At 75.3% G+C, this 14,083-nt stretch carries 11 protein-coding genes; 2 read left to right on the top strand and 9 right to left on the bottom strand.

Annotation, left to right across the window (positions count from 1 at the left end):
* Nucleotides 1-2: 2 nt before the first annotated feature.
* The 7 genes from Q0858_RS08345 to mfd form a co-directional block, all read right to left on the bottom strand.
* The gene (locus Q0858_RS08345; protein WP_299052645.1) at nt 3-1,427 is read right to left on the bottom strand and encodes a histidine kinase; all 1,425 of its coding nucleotides are present in this window, start codon (nt 1,425-1,427) and stop codon (nt 3-5) included.
* Between the two features lie 8 nt (nt 1,428-1,435).
* Nucleotides 1,436-2,653 carry an iron-containing alcohol dehydrogenase gene (locus Q0858_RS08350; RefSeq protein ID WP_299052647.1) on the bottom strand — a complete coding sequence of 406 codons (1,218 nt, stop codon included), beginning with the start codon at nt 2,651-2,653 and terminating at the stop codon, nt 1,436-1,438.
* Nucleotides 2,654-2,684: 31 nt separating this feature from the next.
* Nucleotides 2,685-2,954, bottom strand: coding sequence for a DUF4242 domain-containing protein (locus Q0858_RS08355; RefSeq protein WP_299052648.1), 270 nt, complete (start codon nt 2,952-2,954; stop codon nt 2,685-2,687).
* 164 nt (nt 2,955-3,118) lie between these two features.
* Complete coding sequence (locus Q0858_RS08360) at nt 3,119-3,910, bottom strand: mycofactocin-coupled SDR family oxidoreductase (RefSeq protein WP_299052650.1); 792 nt, start codon at nt 3,908-3,910, stop codon at nt 3,119-3,121.
* A gap of 175 nt (nt 3,911-4,085) precedes the next feature.
* Complete coding sequence (locus tag Q0858_RS08365) at nt 4,086-5,426, bottom strand: MazG nucleotide pyrophosphohydrolase domain-containing protein (protein WP_299052652.1); 1,341 nt, start codon at nt 5,424-5,426, stop codon at nt 4,086-4,088.
* Nucleotides 5,419-6,099: a hypothetical protein gene (locus Q0858_RS08370; RefSeq protein ID WP_299052654.1), complete on the bottom strand. Its 681-nt coding sequence runs from the start codon at nt 6,097-6,099 to the stop codon at nt 5,419-5,421. The genes Q0858_RS08365 and Q0858_RS08370 overlap by 8 nt, the downstream gene beginning before the upstream one ends.
* The gene (mfd, locus tag Q0858_RS08375) at nt 6,096-9,698 is read right to left on the bottom strand and encodes a transcription-repair coupling factor (RefSeq protein ID WP_299052656.1); all 3,603 of its coding nucleotides are present in this window, start codon (nt 9,696-9,698) and stop codon (nt 6,096-6,098) included. Before mfd ends, Q0858_RS08370 begins: the two co-directional genes overlap by 4 nt.
* A 126-nt stretch (nt 9,699-9,824) precedes the next feature.
* On the opposite strand from mfd, the gene Q0858_RS08380 reads away from it, so the two are divergent.
* The gene (locus Q0858_RS08380) at nt 9,825-10,769 is read left to right on the top strand and encodes a lytic transglycosylase domain-containing protein (RefSeq protein WP_299052657.1); all 945 of its coding nucleotides are present in this window, start codon (nt 9,825-9,827) and stop codon (nt 10,767-10,769) included.
* Between the two features lie 295 nt (nt 10,770-11,064).
* Here Q0858_RS08380 and Q0858_RS08385 read toward each other — a convergent pair whose 3' ends face one another.
* A complete protein-coding gene (locus tag Q0858_RS08385) occupies nt 11,065-11,838 on the bottom strand; it encodes a 3'(2'),5'-bisphosphate nucleotidase CysQ (RefSeq protein WP_299052660.1) in 774 nt (257 codons plus the stop codon).
* A 21-nt stretch (nt 11,839-11,859) separates the two neighbouring features.
* The gene (locus Q0858_RS08390; RefSeq protein ID WP_299052663.1) at nt 11,860-12,762 is read right to left on the bottom strand and encodes a glycoside hydrolase family 16 protein; all 903 of its coding nucleotides are present in this window, start codon (nt 12,760-12,762) and stop codon (nt 11,860-11,862) included.
* A 112-nt stretch (nt 12,763-12,874) separates the two neighbouring features.
* Here Q0858_RS08390 and Q0858_RS08395 point away from each other — a divergent pair, with 112 nt between their 5' ends.
* Nucleotides 12,875-14,080 carry a phosphotransferase gene (locus tag Q0858_RS08395; RefSeq protein WP_299052664.1) on the top strand — a complete coding sequence of 402 codons (1,206 nt, stop codon included), beginning with the start codon at nt 12,875-12,877 and terminating at the stop codon, nt 14,078-14,080.
* Nucleotides 14,081-14,083: the final 3 nt, after the last annotated feature.

Raw genomic sequence — 14,083 nt, forward strand, 5'->3', positions numbered from 1 at the left:
GTTCACGTCCCTCCTCGTGACGGCACGGACGGGGTCCGGCCGTCGGTCACCAGGCCGCTGATGAGGCCCGGTCGTCCTGCGTCGCGCAGCGGCAGCGGCACCCGCATCTCGACCCGGACGCCGCCGAGGCGGGCCCGGCGGAACGCCAGGGTGCCACCGAGGCCGGCGAGGCGGGCCTCCATGTTGGCGAGCCCGCGGTGCCGGCCGTCGACGTCGTGGCCCCGCTGCTCGCGCAGCAGCCGGCTCAGCGTCGTCGGGTCGCCGTCGCCGTCGTCCGCGACGGAGACGAGCAGCCCGGTCGGGCGGTAGCGCACCCGGACCACCGAGCGTGTGGCGCCGGCGTGGTGGGCGACGTTGAACAGCGCCTCCCCCACCGCCCGGGCCAGCTCGTGGGTCGCGTCCACGCCGAGGTCGTCGCGCTCGTCGGTGCCCTCGACCCGCACCCGGACGTCGAGCTGCGGGCGGTGGTGCGCCGCCACCTCGTGCAGCAGCCCGGGCAGGGTGGAGACCCGGTCGCTGTGCGGCTGGTGCAGCGCGTAGATCGCCCGGCGGAGCTGGTCGACGGCCTCCGCGGTCAGGCCCTTCGCCCGCTCCAGCTGGGCGCTGATCTCGTGGGCGCCGGCCTGCTCGGCCTCGCCCCGGGCCACCTCGACGACCATGCCCGCCGAGAGCACGAACTGGGTGACCGAGTCGTGGAGCTCGCGGGCGATGCGGTGGCGCTCGGCGTCGACGAGCTCGCGCTGGTCGGCCAGCAGGAGCCGGTCCTCGGCGTGGCGCAGCTCGGCGGTGCGCTGGGCAAGGTCGCGGGCCTGGGCCTGCGCCTCGTCGTACAGCCGCTGCGCGCGGCGGTGGATGGCGAGGCCGGCGTGGTACTGCTCGGAGGTGTGCAGCGACACCGCCGCCTGGTTGGCGAGGATCCGCAGCACCGACAGGTCGCCGGGCTCGGGGTCCTGCGGCAGGCCGTGGCGAGCGACGAGGCTGCCGATCCGGCGGCCCTCCAGCGTCATCGGGACGCGCACCCACCGGGCGTCGTCCGGGCCCGCGCCGTCGAGCCCCGCGCGGACCGCGGCGACCTCGGCGCGGACGGCATCCGGCAGCGCGGAGTCGTCGTCGGCGAACGGTCCGCAGTCGCCGGGGCCGCCGTCGTACCCGGCCAGGGCGAGGAACCGCGGGCGCGCCCCGGGCAGGTGGCCGTCGGCGACGGCGAGCATGGTCCAGTCGGCCTGCAGGTGCTCGGCGGCGGCGCGGACGACCTCCTCGAGCAGCCCGCGGGGCCCCTGGTTGGTGCGGACCAGCGCCCGGGAGATCGAGTCCATCGCGTGGACCGCGCGCTGGGTGCGCTCGTCGGAGCGGACGTAGGCGCGGTAGTACGACTTCTTGCCCGACCGCACCCCGGTCAGGACGCTGAGGTCCGGTGTCGTCGCCACCGCCGGTCCTAGAGGGCGTCGCGGAAGAGACCGAGGACGTCGTCCTCGCCCGCCTCGCGGGGGTTGGTCGACAGGCAGGCGTCGTCGAGGGTGGTGCGCGCCAGCACCGGCAGGTCCTCGGCAGTCACGCCGAGCTCGCCGAGGCCGGTCGGGACGCCCACGTCGTCGGCGAGCCGGCGGACGTGCCCGGCGAGCAGCTCGGCGGCCTCCTGGCCGTCGACGCCGTCCACGTCGATCCCCGCGGCGCCGGCGAGGTCGACGAAGCGCTCGGGGGTGGCGCGGGCGTTGTACCGGATCACGTGGGGCAGCAGGACGCCGTTGACGACGCCGTGCGGGGCGTCCAGCAGCCCGCCGACCTGGTGGCTCATCGCGTGGGTGGCCCCGAGGATGGCGTTGGTGAACGCCAGGCCCGCCTGCAGGCTGGCCTGCGCCATCTTGCCGCGCGGCTCCAGGTCGCGCGGGCTGGTCATGGTGCTGCGCAGGTGGCGGCACACGAGGCCCACGGCGCCCAGCGCGTAGCCGTCGGCCAGCGGGTTGTGGGCCAGCGACACGAAGGACTCGATGCCGTGGGTGAGGGCGTCGAGCCCGGTGGCGGCGTTCAGGTCCTCCGGCATCGTGACCAGCAGCCGCGGGTCGGTGACCGAGATGTCGGGCACCAGCGCGCGGCCCATGATCGTGATCTTCACCGAGCGGTCGGTGTCGGTGACGATGCAGAACTGGCTGACGTCGGCCCCCGTCCCCGAGGTGCTGGGGATCATCAGCAGCGGCGGGATCGGGAAGGAGACCCGGTCGACGCCGGCGAAGTCGAGGATGTCGCCGGCCCCGCCGGTGAGGATCGCGACGCCCTTGGCGGCGTCGATGACGGACCCGCCGCCGAGGCCGATGATGACGTCGCAGCCGGCCGCCACGTAGGCGTCGTACGCCGCGCGGACCTCGTGGTCCTTCGGGTTCGGCGTCACCGCCGACCACACGGTCGGGCGCATCCGCGCCTCCCGCAGGTGCCCGACCAGCTCGTCGGGCCAGCCCGCCTCGAGGACCCCGGGGTCGGTGACGACGAAGGGACGCCGCGCGCCGAGCCGGGCCGCCGCGAACCCGGCCTCCCCGAGCGACCCGTGGCCGAAGACGATCTCGGGGGCGTGGAACTTCACCAGGCCACCGGGCTCGGGACGCCGAGGCTCGTCGACGCCCTCGCGCACGCAGTGGGGGGCCTGGGTCAGCACGGTCACGCGGTCCTCCTCACCCGGCCCGGCCGGGGTCTCAGCGGCCGGTGGCGGGGCTGATCGTGGTGCGGACCTGACTGATGCGGTCGCACGGGAAGCCGCCGCGCTCGGCGTGCTCGGCGATGAGGGCCGGGTCGGCGGCGTCGTACACGCAGTAGAGCTTGTCGTCGCTGACGTAGGACTCGACCCACTCGACGTCGTTCATCCCGGCCAGCACCTCGTTGGACTTGGCACTGATGTCGTGGAGCTCCTGCTCGCTGAGCCGGCCGGCGCCGGGGAGCTCGCGCTCGATCACGTAGCGGTCCATCAGATACCTCCGTCTGCTCGCGTCGTGGCCCCCGAGGACCACTGTGACCACCCTCACGGGGGCGTCGTGCGACCACACCCTGCGTCGGGAGGGGTTGTGACAAGGTTGGCCCCGCCCGCGCGGTGGGTACCGGCGTCGGTTCGCGGGCCCGTGGGCGGCACGCCCTAGCCGAAACCGCCGTCGGCGGCCACGACGGACCCGTTGAGGACCCGCCCCTCCCGCGAGCAGCAGAACCGCACGGCTGCGGCGACGTCGGCGGGGTCGAGGGCCTCGCGCAGCAGCTGGTGGGCGGCGAGGTCGGCCGGGGTGACGCCGTACAGGTCGGCGGTGGCGCGCAGCATCGGGGTGTCGGTGGCCCCCGGGGAGACGGCGACGGCGGTGACGCCGGTGCCGACGAGGTCCGCCGCCAGGCCCCGCACGAGCCCGACCACGGCGTGCTTGACCATCGTGTAGGCGCTCAGCGCGAACAGCCCCCGGGACCCCGCGGCGCTGGCGACGGCCACGAACCGGCACCCGCCCGGGTCGGGGTTCGCGAGCATCGCCGGCACCGCGGCCCGCGCGACGTGCCACACGCCCCGCGCGCCGACGTCCCACTGCGTGTCGAGCTCCTCGGTCGCGGTCTCCCAGAGCGGCCTGCCGCCCGCGATCACCGCCGCCGCCGCGACGACCACGTCGAGACGCCCCCAGGTCTCGACGCACCGGCGGACGGCGTCCTCGGCGACGGCGGGGTCGCGGACGTCGCCGACCTCGGTGAGCACCGCCTCGCCGTGCCGCGCGGTCAGTGCGTCGAGCGCCTCCGGGGCGGCGAGCGGGTGGGTCACGCCGGGCAGCCCGTGGTCGGCACCCACCGCGAGGTCGAGGGCCAGCACCCGGCACCCGTCCGCGACCAGCGCGTCGACCACCGCCGACCCGATCCCGCCCGCGGCGCCGGTCACCAGCGCGACCCGCTCCACCATCAGCCCGACGTCCTCATGCCGCGCACGCTACCGCCGTCCGGGCAGCCTCTGGCGGCCTCGGGCCGGTCTCGGGCTGGTCTCGGGCTGATGTGGGGCCCGGCCGCGGTGGGGTTTCACCAGCCGGCTGGCGAAACCCCGACCGGGCTGACGAAGCTTCGTGGGCCAGGACGGGGTTTCACGGGCCAGCCGGTGAAACCCGAGGCGGCTGGGGCCCCTGGGACGACGCGGCGAGCCCGCGGGCGAGCTCGCGCAGGGCCTGCTCGGGGTCGGCGCCGGTGGCGCGGGCCTCGGCGACGAGGCCGAGGAGCCGCGTGCCGAGGTCGTGGGGGCCAACGAGGTCGTCGGCGAGGGCGAGGACGGCTGCGCCCACGCCCGCCGGGTCGACGACCGCGTGGAGGTGACCGCCGGGGACGGTCCGCACGGGCCAGCCGTGACCGGCGGCAGCGGCCCGCTCCTCGGCGTAGGCGTCACCGAGCGCGAGGTACGCCGCGGGCGCCCGCTCCCAGCCAGCCGGGACGTCGATCGTGGCGTCGAGGTACGCCGCGGGGAGGGCGGGCTGGTCGGCCTCGACGGCGGCCAGGACCGCCGGGGGTGCGAGGACGGCGAGGGCGGCGGCGTCCCACCAGCGCGTCCAGCCGGGGAGGCGCCCGTCCGGCGAGGCGCGGTCGGCGAGGAGGTCGCGGAGCGCCGGGACGGCCAGGGGCGTCGGTCCGGCCCCGGTGGGCAGGGCGGCGTCCACGTGGACGGTGGCGACGACCTCGGCGCGCGAGGCGAGCAGGGGTGCGTACAGCCCGGCGTTGCTGTGGGTGACGAGCACGACCGGCCCCACCCCCTCGGCGTGGGCGAGGGCCGCCTCGAGGACCTCCTCCACCACGGGCCCCGGCGCCGACGCGTCGTGCCGGACCACGGTCGCCCGTCGTCCGCGACCGCGGAGCCAGGCGGCCAGCGGCTCCATCGACGACGGCCCCAGGAAGGGGCTGGGCAGCAGCAGGAACGCCGGCCAGGCCCCGGTCGGCCCGTCCGCGCGGGTCAGCCGGTCGAGGACCTTGTCGGCCAGCAGCAGCGCCGGCAGCGTCGGCGGGATCCCGTCGAGGACCCCGGAGCGCTGCTTCTCGGTCGCCTTGACCGACTCCCACAGCTCGTTCACCGCGGCGGGGTCGGTGGGGCGGCCGGAGGCCGCGGCGCCGTCCGGCCCGAACACGTGGGGGTTGCGCCGCCGCATCTTCGCGACCACGTCGGCGGCGACGTCCTCGAGGTCGAAGGAGCCGGACTCCTCCGCGATGGCGGCGTGGAAGTAGACCTGCAGCAGCAGGTCGCCGAGCTCCTCGCGCAGGTCGGCGGCGGACCCGGTCTCGATGGCCTCGAGGGTCTCGTGGGTCTCCTCGAGGAGGTAGCGCGCGAGCGACCGGTGGGTCTGGGCGGACTTCCATCCGCACTCGGCGCGCAGCCGCGCCATGACGGCGCGGAACTCCAGCAGCGCGGACGTCCGCGCCGGATCCGTCGGAGCGTCAGCCACCGCAGGTCTGGTCGGGCGGCAGGCTCGCGGCGTACTCGGCGACCCCGGTGGGGTCCGTCACGTCCGCGGCCAGCAGCGCGCGCTCGCTGGCGGCGACCGAGGAGGCGCCCTCGGTGCCGCTGATCGTGGCGCCGTCGTAGGAGAAGCCGTAACGCGGGTCGACCTCGATGTCGGTGTCGGCGACGAAGGCGGTGAAGGCGTCGGCGCCGGCCTGCTGCGCCTCCTCCTCGGTCGCCCCCGGGCCGGCCTCGGCCACGCCGATCGCCGTGATGATCGACTCCGTGTAGGCCTGGGTGGTGAGCAGCTCGACGTAGTCGGCCAGCTCGCCCTCGTCGGCGACCGGCACCTGCTGGCGGGTCTGCTCGACGGACTGCTGGTAGGTCTCGTCCGGCTCCACGTCGTACGCCGCCGCAGCCTGCTCCGTGATCTCCCGGTTGAGCAGCGTGCTCGCGACGTTGGCCTTCAGCAGCGACAGCGGGATCACCTGCTGCTGCGCGCTGAGCTGCGGCTCCTGGATCTCGCAGACCGAGGCGGTCAGCGCGTCGATCCGATCGTTGGAGACGGTCTCGTCCCCCACCGCGAGACCCACGCCGGGGCGCAGGGAGCACCCGGACAGGGTGAGCACACCGACGGCGCCGAGGAGGGCGGCCGTCCGGACAGCGCGGGTCCTCACGAGACTGACTCCTTCTGCTTCTGCTGCTGGACCTGCTGGGCCTCGGACGACGGCGGGTCGACCACCGTGTCCAGCACCGAGCGGGCCCATTCAAGCAGGGCGGGGCCCGACAGCGGTGACCCGGCGACGGGCTTGGTCTGCGGGCGGGGCACCAGGAGCACGTCGTTGGCCGTCTTCAGCAGCGACTTCGGGTAGAGGCGCTGGAGCCGGACCGCGCGCGACTCGGGCAGCGAGACCGGGGCGAAGCGGACGTACTTGCCCTGCACCCCCGCCTCCGTGATGCCCGCCTGCCGTGCCCGCGCCCGGAAGCGCGCCACGAACAGCAGGGAGGCGACCTCCATCGGCGGCTCGCCGTACCGGTCGACGAGCTCGTCGCGGATCGCGTCGACGTCGGCGTCGGTGCGCACCTCGGCGAGGCGCTTGTACATCTCCAGGCGCAGCCGCTCCGAGGCGATGTAGTCGTGGGGCAGGTGGGCGTCCACCGGGAGCTCGATGCGGACCTCGCCGAGGTCGTCGGCGTCGGCCGGGTCGCCCTTGAAGTCCGCCACGGCCTCCCCGACGAGGCGCACGTACAGGTCGAACCCGACGTCCGCGATGTGCCCGGACTGCTCGCCGCCGAGCAGGTTGCCGGCGCCGCGGATCTCGAGGTCCTTCATCGCGATGGCCATGCCGCCACCGAGGTCCGAGTGCTGGGCCAGCGTCGCGAGCCGCTCGTGGGCGGTCTCGGTCAGCGGCTTCTCGGCCGGGTAGAGGAAGTAGGCGTACGCCCGCTCGCGGGAACGGCCGACGCGGCCGCGGAGCTGGTGCAGCTGCGAGAGACCGAGGGTGTCGGCGCGCTCGATGAGCATCGTGTTGGCGTTCGAGACGTCCAGGCCGGACTCGACGATGGTGGTGCACACCAGGACGTCGAACCGCTTCTCCCAGAAGTCGACCATCACCTGCTCGAGCTGGTGCTCCCCCATCTGGCCGTGGGCGGTCGCGACCCGCGCCTCCGGCACCAGCTCGCGGATCTTCGCGGCCGCCTTCTCGATCGAGCTGACCCTGTTGTGGATGTAGAACACCTGGCCGTCACGCAGCAGCTCGCGGCGGACGGCGGCGGTGACCTGCCGGTCCTCGTAGGCGCCGACGTAGGTCAGCACGGGGTGGCGCTCCTCCGGCGGGGTGGTGATCGTCGACATCTCGCGGATGCCGGTGACCGCCATCTCCAGGGTCCGCGGGATCGGCGTCGCGCTCATCGAGAGGACGTCGACCGCCGTGCGGAGCCGCTTCATCTGCTCCTTGTGCTCGACGCCGAAGCGCTGCTCCTCGTCGACGATGATCAGGCCGAGGTCCTTGACCTTGATGTCGGGGTTCAGCAGCCGGTGGGTGCCGACGACGATGTCGACCGACCCGTCCGCGAGCCCCTCGATCACGGCCGCGGCCTCGGCGTCGGTCTGGAAGCGGGACAGGCCCTTGATCACGACCGGGAAGCCGGCCATCCGCTCGGCGAACGTCGAGTAGTGCTGGCTGACGAGCAGCGTGGTCGGCACGAGCAGGACGACCTGCTTGCCGTCCTGGACCGCCTTGAAGGCCGCGCGCACCGCGATCTCGGTCTTGCCGTAGCCGACGTCGCCGCAGATGAGCCGGTCCATCGGGACGGTCTGACGCATGTCGGACTTGACCTCCTCGACCGTCGTCAGCTGGTCGGGGGTCTCGGTGAACGGGAAGGCGTCCTCGAGCTCGCGCTGCCACGGGGTGTCCGGACCGAACGCGAAGCCCTGGGTGGCCCGCCGGGCGGCGTACAGCTTGATGAGCTCCGCGGCGATCTCGCGGACGGCGCGGCGGGCGCGGTTCTTGCGCTTGGTCCAGTCGCCGCCGCCGAGGCGGTCGAGGCTGGGCTGCTCGCCGCCGACGTACCGGGTGACCTGGTCGAGGGCGTCGGCCGGCACGTAGAGCCGGTCGGGCGGGCCGCCGCGCTTGGACGGGCCGTACTCGAGCACGAGGTACTCCCGGGTCGCGCCGTGCACGACCCGCTGCTTCATCTCGACGAAGCGGCCGACCCCGTGCTGCTCGTGGACGACGTAGTCGCCGCCGGCCAGCTCGAGGGGGTCGATCTGCTTCTTGCGGCGCGCGGGCATCTTCCGCATGTCGCGGGTCGAGCTGCGCTGGCCGGTGAGGTCCTCACCCGTGAGCAGGACCAGGCGCGCCGCCTCGTCGGTGAAGCCCTCGACGAGGCTGCCGCAGGTCACTGTGACGACCGCGGGGTCCAGGTCGTCGCCGGCCTCGAGGGAGTCGACGAGGCGGGCGGGGACGTCGTTCTCGCCGAGCAGCTCGACCATCCGCTGGGCGGGACCGTGGCCGGGGTGCACGACGACGACGCGGTGGCCGAGACCGAGGTGGCCGCGGATGTCGTCGACGGCCTTGGCCAGGTCGCCCCGGTAGGACTCGACCGGCTGCGCCGCCAAGGTCCGGGTCGGGACGCCGAGCTCCACCGCGGGCGCGACGCCGTCCAGCTCCTCGGTGTCCGCGAGACCGAACGGGCTGACGGTCCACCACGCCCGTCCGGAGGCGACGACGTGCTCGCGGACCTCCCCGAGCGGCCGGTACGACGCCGCCCCGAGGTCGACCGGGGCCTGGCCGCCGCCCGCGGCGACGGCCCAGCTGGCGTCGAGGAACTCGTCGCTGGTCGCCACCAGGTCGTGGGCGCGGCGCCGCGCCCGCTCGGGGTCGAGCACGAGCACGTGCGACGCGGCGGGGAGCAGGTCGACGAGCAGCTCCATCTCGTCGACGAGGGCGGGGGTCAGCGACTCCATGCCCTCGACGGCGACGCCCTCCGCGATCTTCTCGGTCATCTCGCGCAGCGGCGGGTGCTCCTCGCCGAGCGCCCGGGCCCGCGCGCGGACCTCCGGGGTCAGCAGCAGCTCGCGGCACGGCGGCGCCCACAGGTGCGGCACGGGCTCCAGCGCCCGCTGGTCGGCGACCGAGAACGCGCGGATCTCCTCGACCTCGTCGCCCCAGAACTCGACCCGCAGGGGGTGCTCCTCGGTGGGCGGGAAGACGTCCACGATGCCGCCCCGGACCGCGAACTCCCCGCGCTTCTCCACGAGGTCGACCCGGCTGTACGCCGCCCCGGCCAGCGCCTCCACGACCTCGTCGAGCGGGCGCTCCACGCCGGGCGCGAGCTCGACGGGGACGAGGTCGGCCAGGCCCTTGACCTGCGGCTGGAGCAGGCTCCGGACGGGGGCGACCACCACGGCCAGGGGACCGCTCCCCGGCTCCGTGCCGGGGTGACGCAGCCGACGCAGCACCGCGAGCCGACGTCCGACGGTGTCGCTGCGGGGGCTGAGGCGCTCGTGCGGGAGGGTCTCCCAGCTCGGGTAGTGGGCGACCAGGTCCGGGTCGAGGAGCGAGCCCAGGGCCTCGGTCAGCAGCTCGGCGTCGCGGGTCGTCGGGGTGACCGCGAGCACGGTGCGACCGGCTCGCCGCAGCCCGTCGACGAGGAAGGGGCGCAGCGCGGCGGGGGCGGTGACGTCGAGCCCCGCGGCGTCGGACGCCTGGGCCAGCACGTCCGCCAGGGCGGGCTCGGCGAGGACGGCGTCGGCCAGGCCGGCGAGCGACACGGGTCTCCCTAGGAGTCGACTTCAGGCAGGGGTGCGGGCCCGGCGCGCGAGCACGACGGGGACGCCCGCCAGTCTACGAGCGCATCCCGGCAGGGGCGTCACCAGCGGCTGTGCATCCTGGGAGGGATGGCTGAGACGACGACGAGACGTGCCCTCGCGGGCCTCGCCGCCGCAGCGCTGCTGACGACGGGGGCCTGCGGTGCCGGGGAGGACGCGGACTCCCCCTCCTCCGACCGGCGACCGGGCTCCGCCACCTCCGGGTCGGACGGCGTCACGGGCGCCCTCCCGCCGCTGCGCCGGGCCGAGGCGCCCTGGGAGGTGGTGCGGCAGATCGAGGCGAGCGAGGCCGCGATCCGCGACGCCCGCACCTCGCCCCGCGACCTCGCCGCCGCGGGGCGCCTCGAGCAGCTCGCCTACCGGACCCTCGCCGTACGCCCCGGCTGGGACGCCCGGGTCCGCGAGCTCCTCGCCCCCCGCTGGCGCAGCGTCGTCCGCGACAACGTGGCGGCGCGCCGGGAGATGGTCGCGCTCCAGGCCGAGTACCCGGCCAACGAGACCGTCCCGGCGTGGCGGATCGTCCGGCCGCGGCCGGCCGCCGAGCTCCGCTCCCACTACGAGGCCGCCGAGGCCGAGTTCGGCGTCGGCTGGGAGTACCTCGCCGCCATCAACCTCATCGAGACCGGCATGGGCCGCATCGTCGGCGACTCGGTCGCCGGCGCGAAGGGTCCGATGCAGTTCATCGACCCCACCTGGGAGCAGTACGGCGAGGGCGACGTCACCGACCCCGAGGACGCGATCATGGCCGCCGGCCGCTACCTGGCGGCCCGCGGCTTCGACGCCGACGACCCCGCGGCGATCGACGACGCGATCTACGCCTACAACAACGACGTCCGGTACGTGCGCGCCATCCGGCTCCACGCCCAGGTGATGGAGCGCAACCCCCGGGCCTTCCTCGGCTACCACGCCTGGGACGTCGTCTTCTCCACCGCTCGCGGCGACGTCACCCTGCCCGTCGGGTACGACGAGGACTCCCCCGTCCCCGTCGACCGCTGGCTGCGCGCCAACCCCTGACCGCCGAGTCGGCACGTCTGCGCACCCCTACGACGTCGAGTCGGCACATCTGCGCAGCTGTACGACGCCCAGTCGGCACATCTGCGCACCCGTGCGACGCCCAGTCGGCAGGTTCTCTGCGCCCGGAGGCTTCGGAGACCTGGCCGTCCCTCTCACCCGGTCTCGACCCGCGGGCGCGGCCTCGCAGGCTCGGCCGCGCGCTCGCTCGACCTGCGCCGCGTCGCGGCCTCGCAGGCTCGGCCGCGGCGGCTTGACTCGAGCCCCGTGGGCTGCGCAGACGTGCCGACTCGACCCGTCACTCCGTGCCGTGGCGCTCCACGAAGGCGAGGATGTCGGCGGCGAGCTCGGGGCGGCAGACGATGAGGTCGGGCAGCGAGACGTCGGGCTGGTTGTAGACCAGCGGCGAGCCGTCCACGCGGGAGGTGTGGAGGCCGGCGGCGCGGGCGACGGCGACGGGGGCGGCGGAGTCCCACTCGTACTGGCCGCCGGCGTGGACGTAGGCGTCGGCGACGTCGCGGACCACCGACATCATCTTCACGCCGGCCGAGCCCATGGGCACCAGCTCGGCGTCCATCTCGGCGGCGAGCGCCTCGACGAAGGCGGGCGGGCGGGTGCGGGACACGGCGATGCGGACCCGCTCCGATCGGCGCGGGGCGAGCTCGATCGCCTGGCCGGTCACGAAGCACTCCCCCAGCGCCGGCTGCGCCACGGCCCCGGCGACGAGGTCCCCGCCCGACCACAGCGCGACGTGGACGGCCCAGTCGTCGCGGGGCGGCTCGGAGAACTCCCGGGTCCCGTCGAGGGGGTCGATGATCCAGACCCGCTCGGCCTCGAGGCGGGCGCGGTCGTCGGCCGCCTCCTCCGAGAGGACCGCGTCGTCGGGTCGGTGGGTCGCGAGCAGCTCCGCGAGCAGCGCCTGGGCGGCGGCGTCGCCGGCGTCCTTGAGCTCCCGGCCCTCGAGGCCCTCGCCGCGTACGGCGAGCAGCCGCTCCCCGGCGAGCGTGGCCGCCCAGGCGGCGAACGCGTGGTCGTCGGTCGGGGGCTGCGCGGTCTGTCCGGTCTCGGTCACCGGGTCAGGCTAGTGCCGCGCTCAGGCGTTGCGGCGGTAGACCTTCACCCAGTCCACCTCGAGGGCCACCGACCGGCGGCCCGACGGCAGCGGGACGTAGCGACCGTTCCGCTTGTGAGCGTGGGTCTGGAAGCCGAGCCACATGTCGCCGCGCGGGATGCGGGCCGGCGCGGTGTCGACCTTGATCCGCTTCCCGTCGAGGAAGTACGCCACCCGGTCGCGGCGCCAGCGCACGCTCGCGGTGTGCCAGCGGGTGAAGTCGCGCCTCACCACCCGCTGGCTGACCTCGTGCTGCCCGTTGCGGCGCCAGTGGGTGGTGACCTGCATCCGCGAGCGGTCGCCCCAGGAGTCGAAGATCTCGTAGAAGTCGAGCTCCGGGGGCCACGGGCCGCTCGACGGCCACAGCAGGGCGGCGGCGGAGACGCCGGTGCCGCGGTCGAAGCGGATGCGGGCGTCGTACCGGCCGTAGGTGCGCACCGCGGCGTCCCACCCCCAGCCGCCGACGCCGCCCGAGAGCCAGCGGCCGTTGCGGGGTCCCGTGTGCAGCTGCAGCTTGCCGCCGCGCACCGTCACCATCGAGCGGTCCCAGGTGGTGTCGGCGCAGCAGCTCGCGCCGCCGTCGAACTTCCCCCAGCGGCTGGCGTCGAAGCGGTTGAACGGCTCCGCGCCGACCTGCTTCCAGGCGCGCTTGCGCCGCTCCGCGACGGGGGCGGTGGCGGCCGAGCCGCCGGCCTCGACGGCCCCGGCGGACCCGGTGACCGGGGCGCCCTGCGCCGCCACGCCGAGGGCCGGCAGCAGGCTGGCGGCGATCCCGGCCGCGAGGGCCTTGGCGATCCCGGCCGCGAGGGCCTTGGCGATCGCGGGCGCCAGCCGTGGGCGGCGGCGCCGGGTGGCGGCACGGGTGGAAGGATGCGAGACGCTCATCGTCGGGGTCCGTTCTCTCCGGGTGGGGGATGTCCGAAGGGGTCCAATTGACTGTCGCAGAGGCGCTCGGCGCTGTCCGGCGTTCCGTGGATCCGAGACGGGAGGGACGTCCGTGACCGACGCCGCACCTCCTGCTGGACCAGGACGCTACCCGCCGTCGCTCGACCGTCTCGCCCGGGTCCTCTGGCCCGACGGCGCGGGTGGCCACCGCGTGCGGTGGGCCGGGACGGCCGAGCCCCTCCCGCCGGGCACCGAGCGGTACGCCGCCGTCCCGTCACCGAGCAGCCCCGCGTTCCTGCTGCCGCTCGACGCGCCACCCCGCGCGCGGGCCCGCCTGCTGCGCCACTACAACCACCTGCGGACGAACCGTCGCCGCGTCCAGCGGCTGGCCCTGGCCTCGCTGGCCGCGGTCGGGCTCCCCCGCCCCGGCCGCCGCCTGCTGCTCGCGCCGCCGGGTCCGGGACCCGGCCTGCGGGAGGTCGTCGCCGACGCCCTCGGACTGCCCGCCGACGACCTCGTGCTGTCGGTGGCCGTGCGTCCCGGGACCGGGCCGCTCACCCCGACCGTGACCGTCGTCGACACCTCCGGGCGGCCCCGGGTCTTCGTCAAGGTGGCCGACACCGCCGAGACCCGCGCCGAGCTCGACGCCGAGCACGACGTCCTGGTCGCCATGCGCCAGCCCGACGACTCCCCCGTCCTCGTGCCGGGGCCGCTGTTCCGCCGCGAGTGGGACGGCGCCCTCGTCGTCGGCATCGAGCCCCTCCCCCTCGACGTACGACGGGTGGAGGTCGACGAGCTCGAGGCCGTGCAGCCCTACCTGGACGCCCTCGTCGCCACCCGGCCGGTCGCCGACCTCGCGCTCGCCGGGTCCCCGTGGACGGCGCGGCTGCGCGCGGTCGCCGCGTCCCTCCCGTCGGACGTCGGCGCCCCTCTGGCGGCGGCGGTCGAGCGCACGGTCGAGCGCCACGCGGGGACGACCTTCCCCCACGGCCTGCGCCACGGCGACTGGTCGTGCTGGAACATGGCGCGCTCACGTGAGGCCGGCGGCCTCGCGGTGTGGGACTGGGAGTTCAGCGAGCCGTCCGCACCGCTGGGGCTCGACCGGAGCAACTGGCACTTCGCCTTCGACACCGGCGTGCGGGGCCTGTCCACCGCCGAGTCCGCAGCCCGCCTGCGGGCGCTGCCGGCCGGGGTCGCCGACCCGCGGTCGCGGGAGCTCTACCTGCTCGACATGGCCGTGCGCCGTACGGCGCTGGGGGCCGGCGGCGAGGAGGCCTCGGCCCGCTGGGGCCGCGAGCTCCTCGCCGAGCTGGCCTGAGTC

Source organism: uncultured Nocardioides sp. (assembly GCF_947489365.1).
In the GTDB taxonomy this organism is placed as follows: domain Bacteria; phylum Actinomycetota; class Actinomycetes; order Propionibacteriales; family Nocardioidaceae; genus Nocardioides.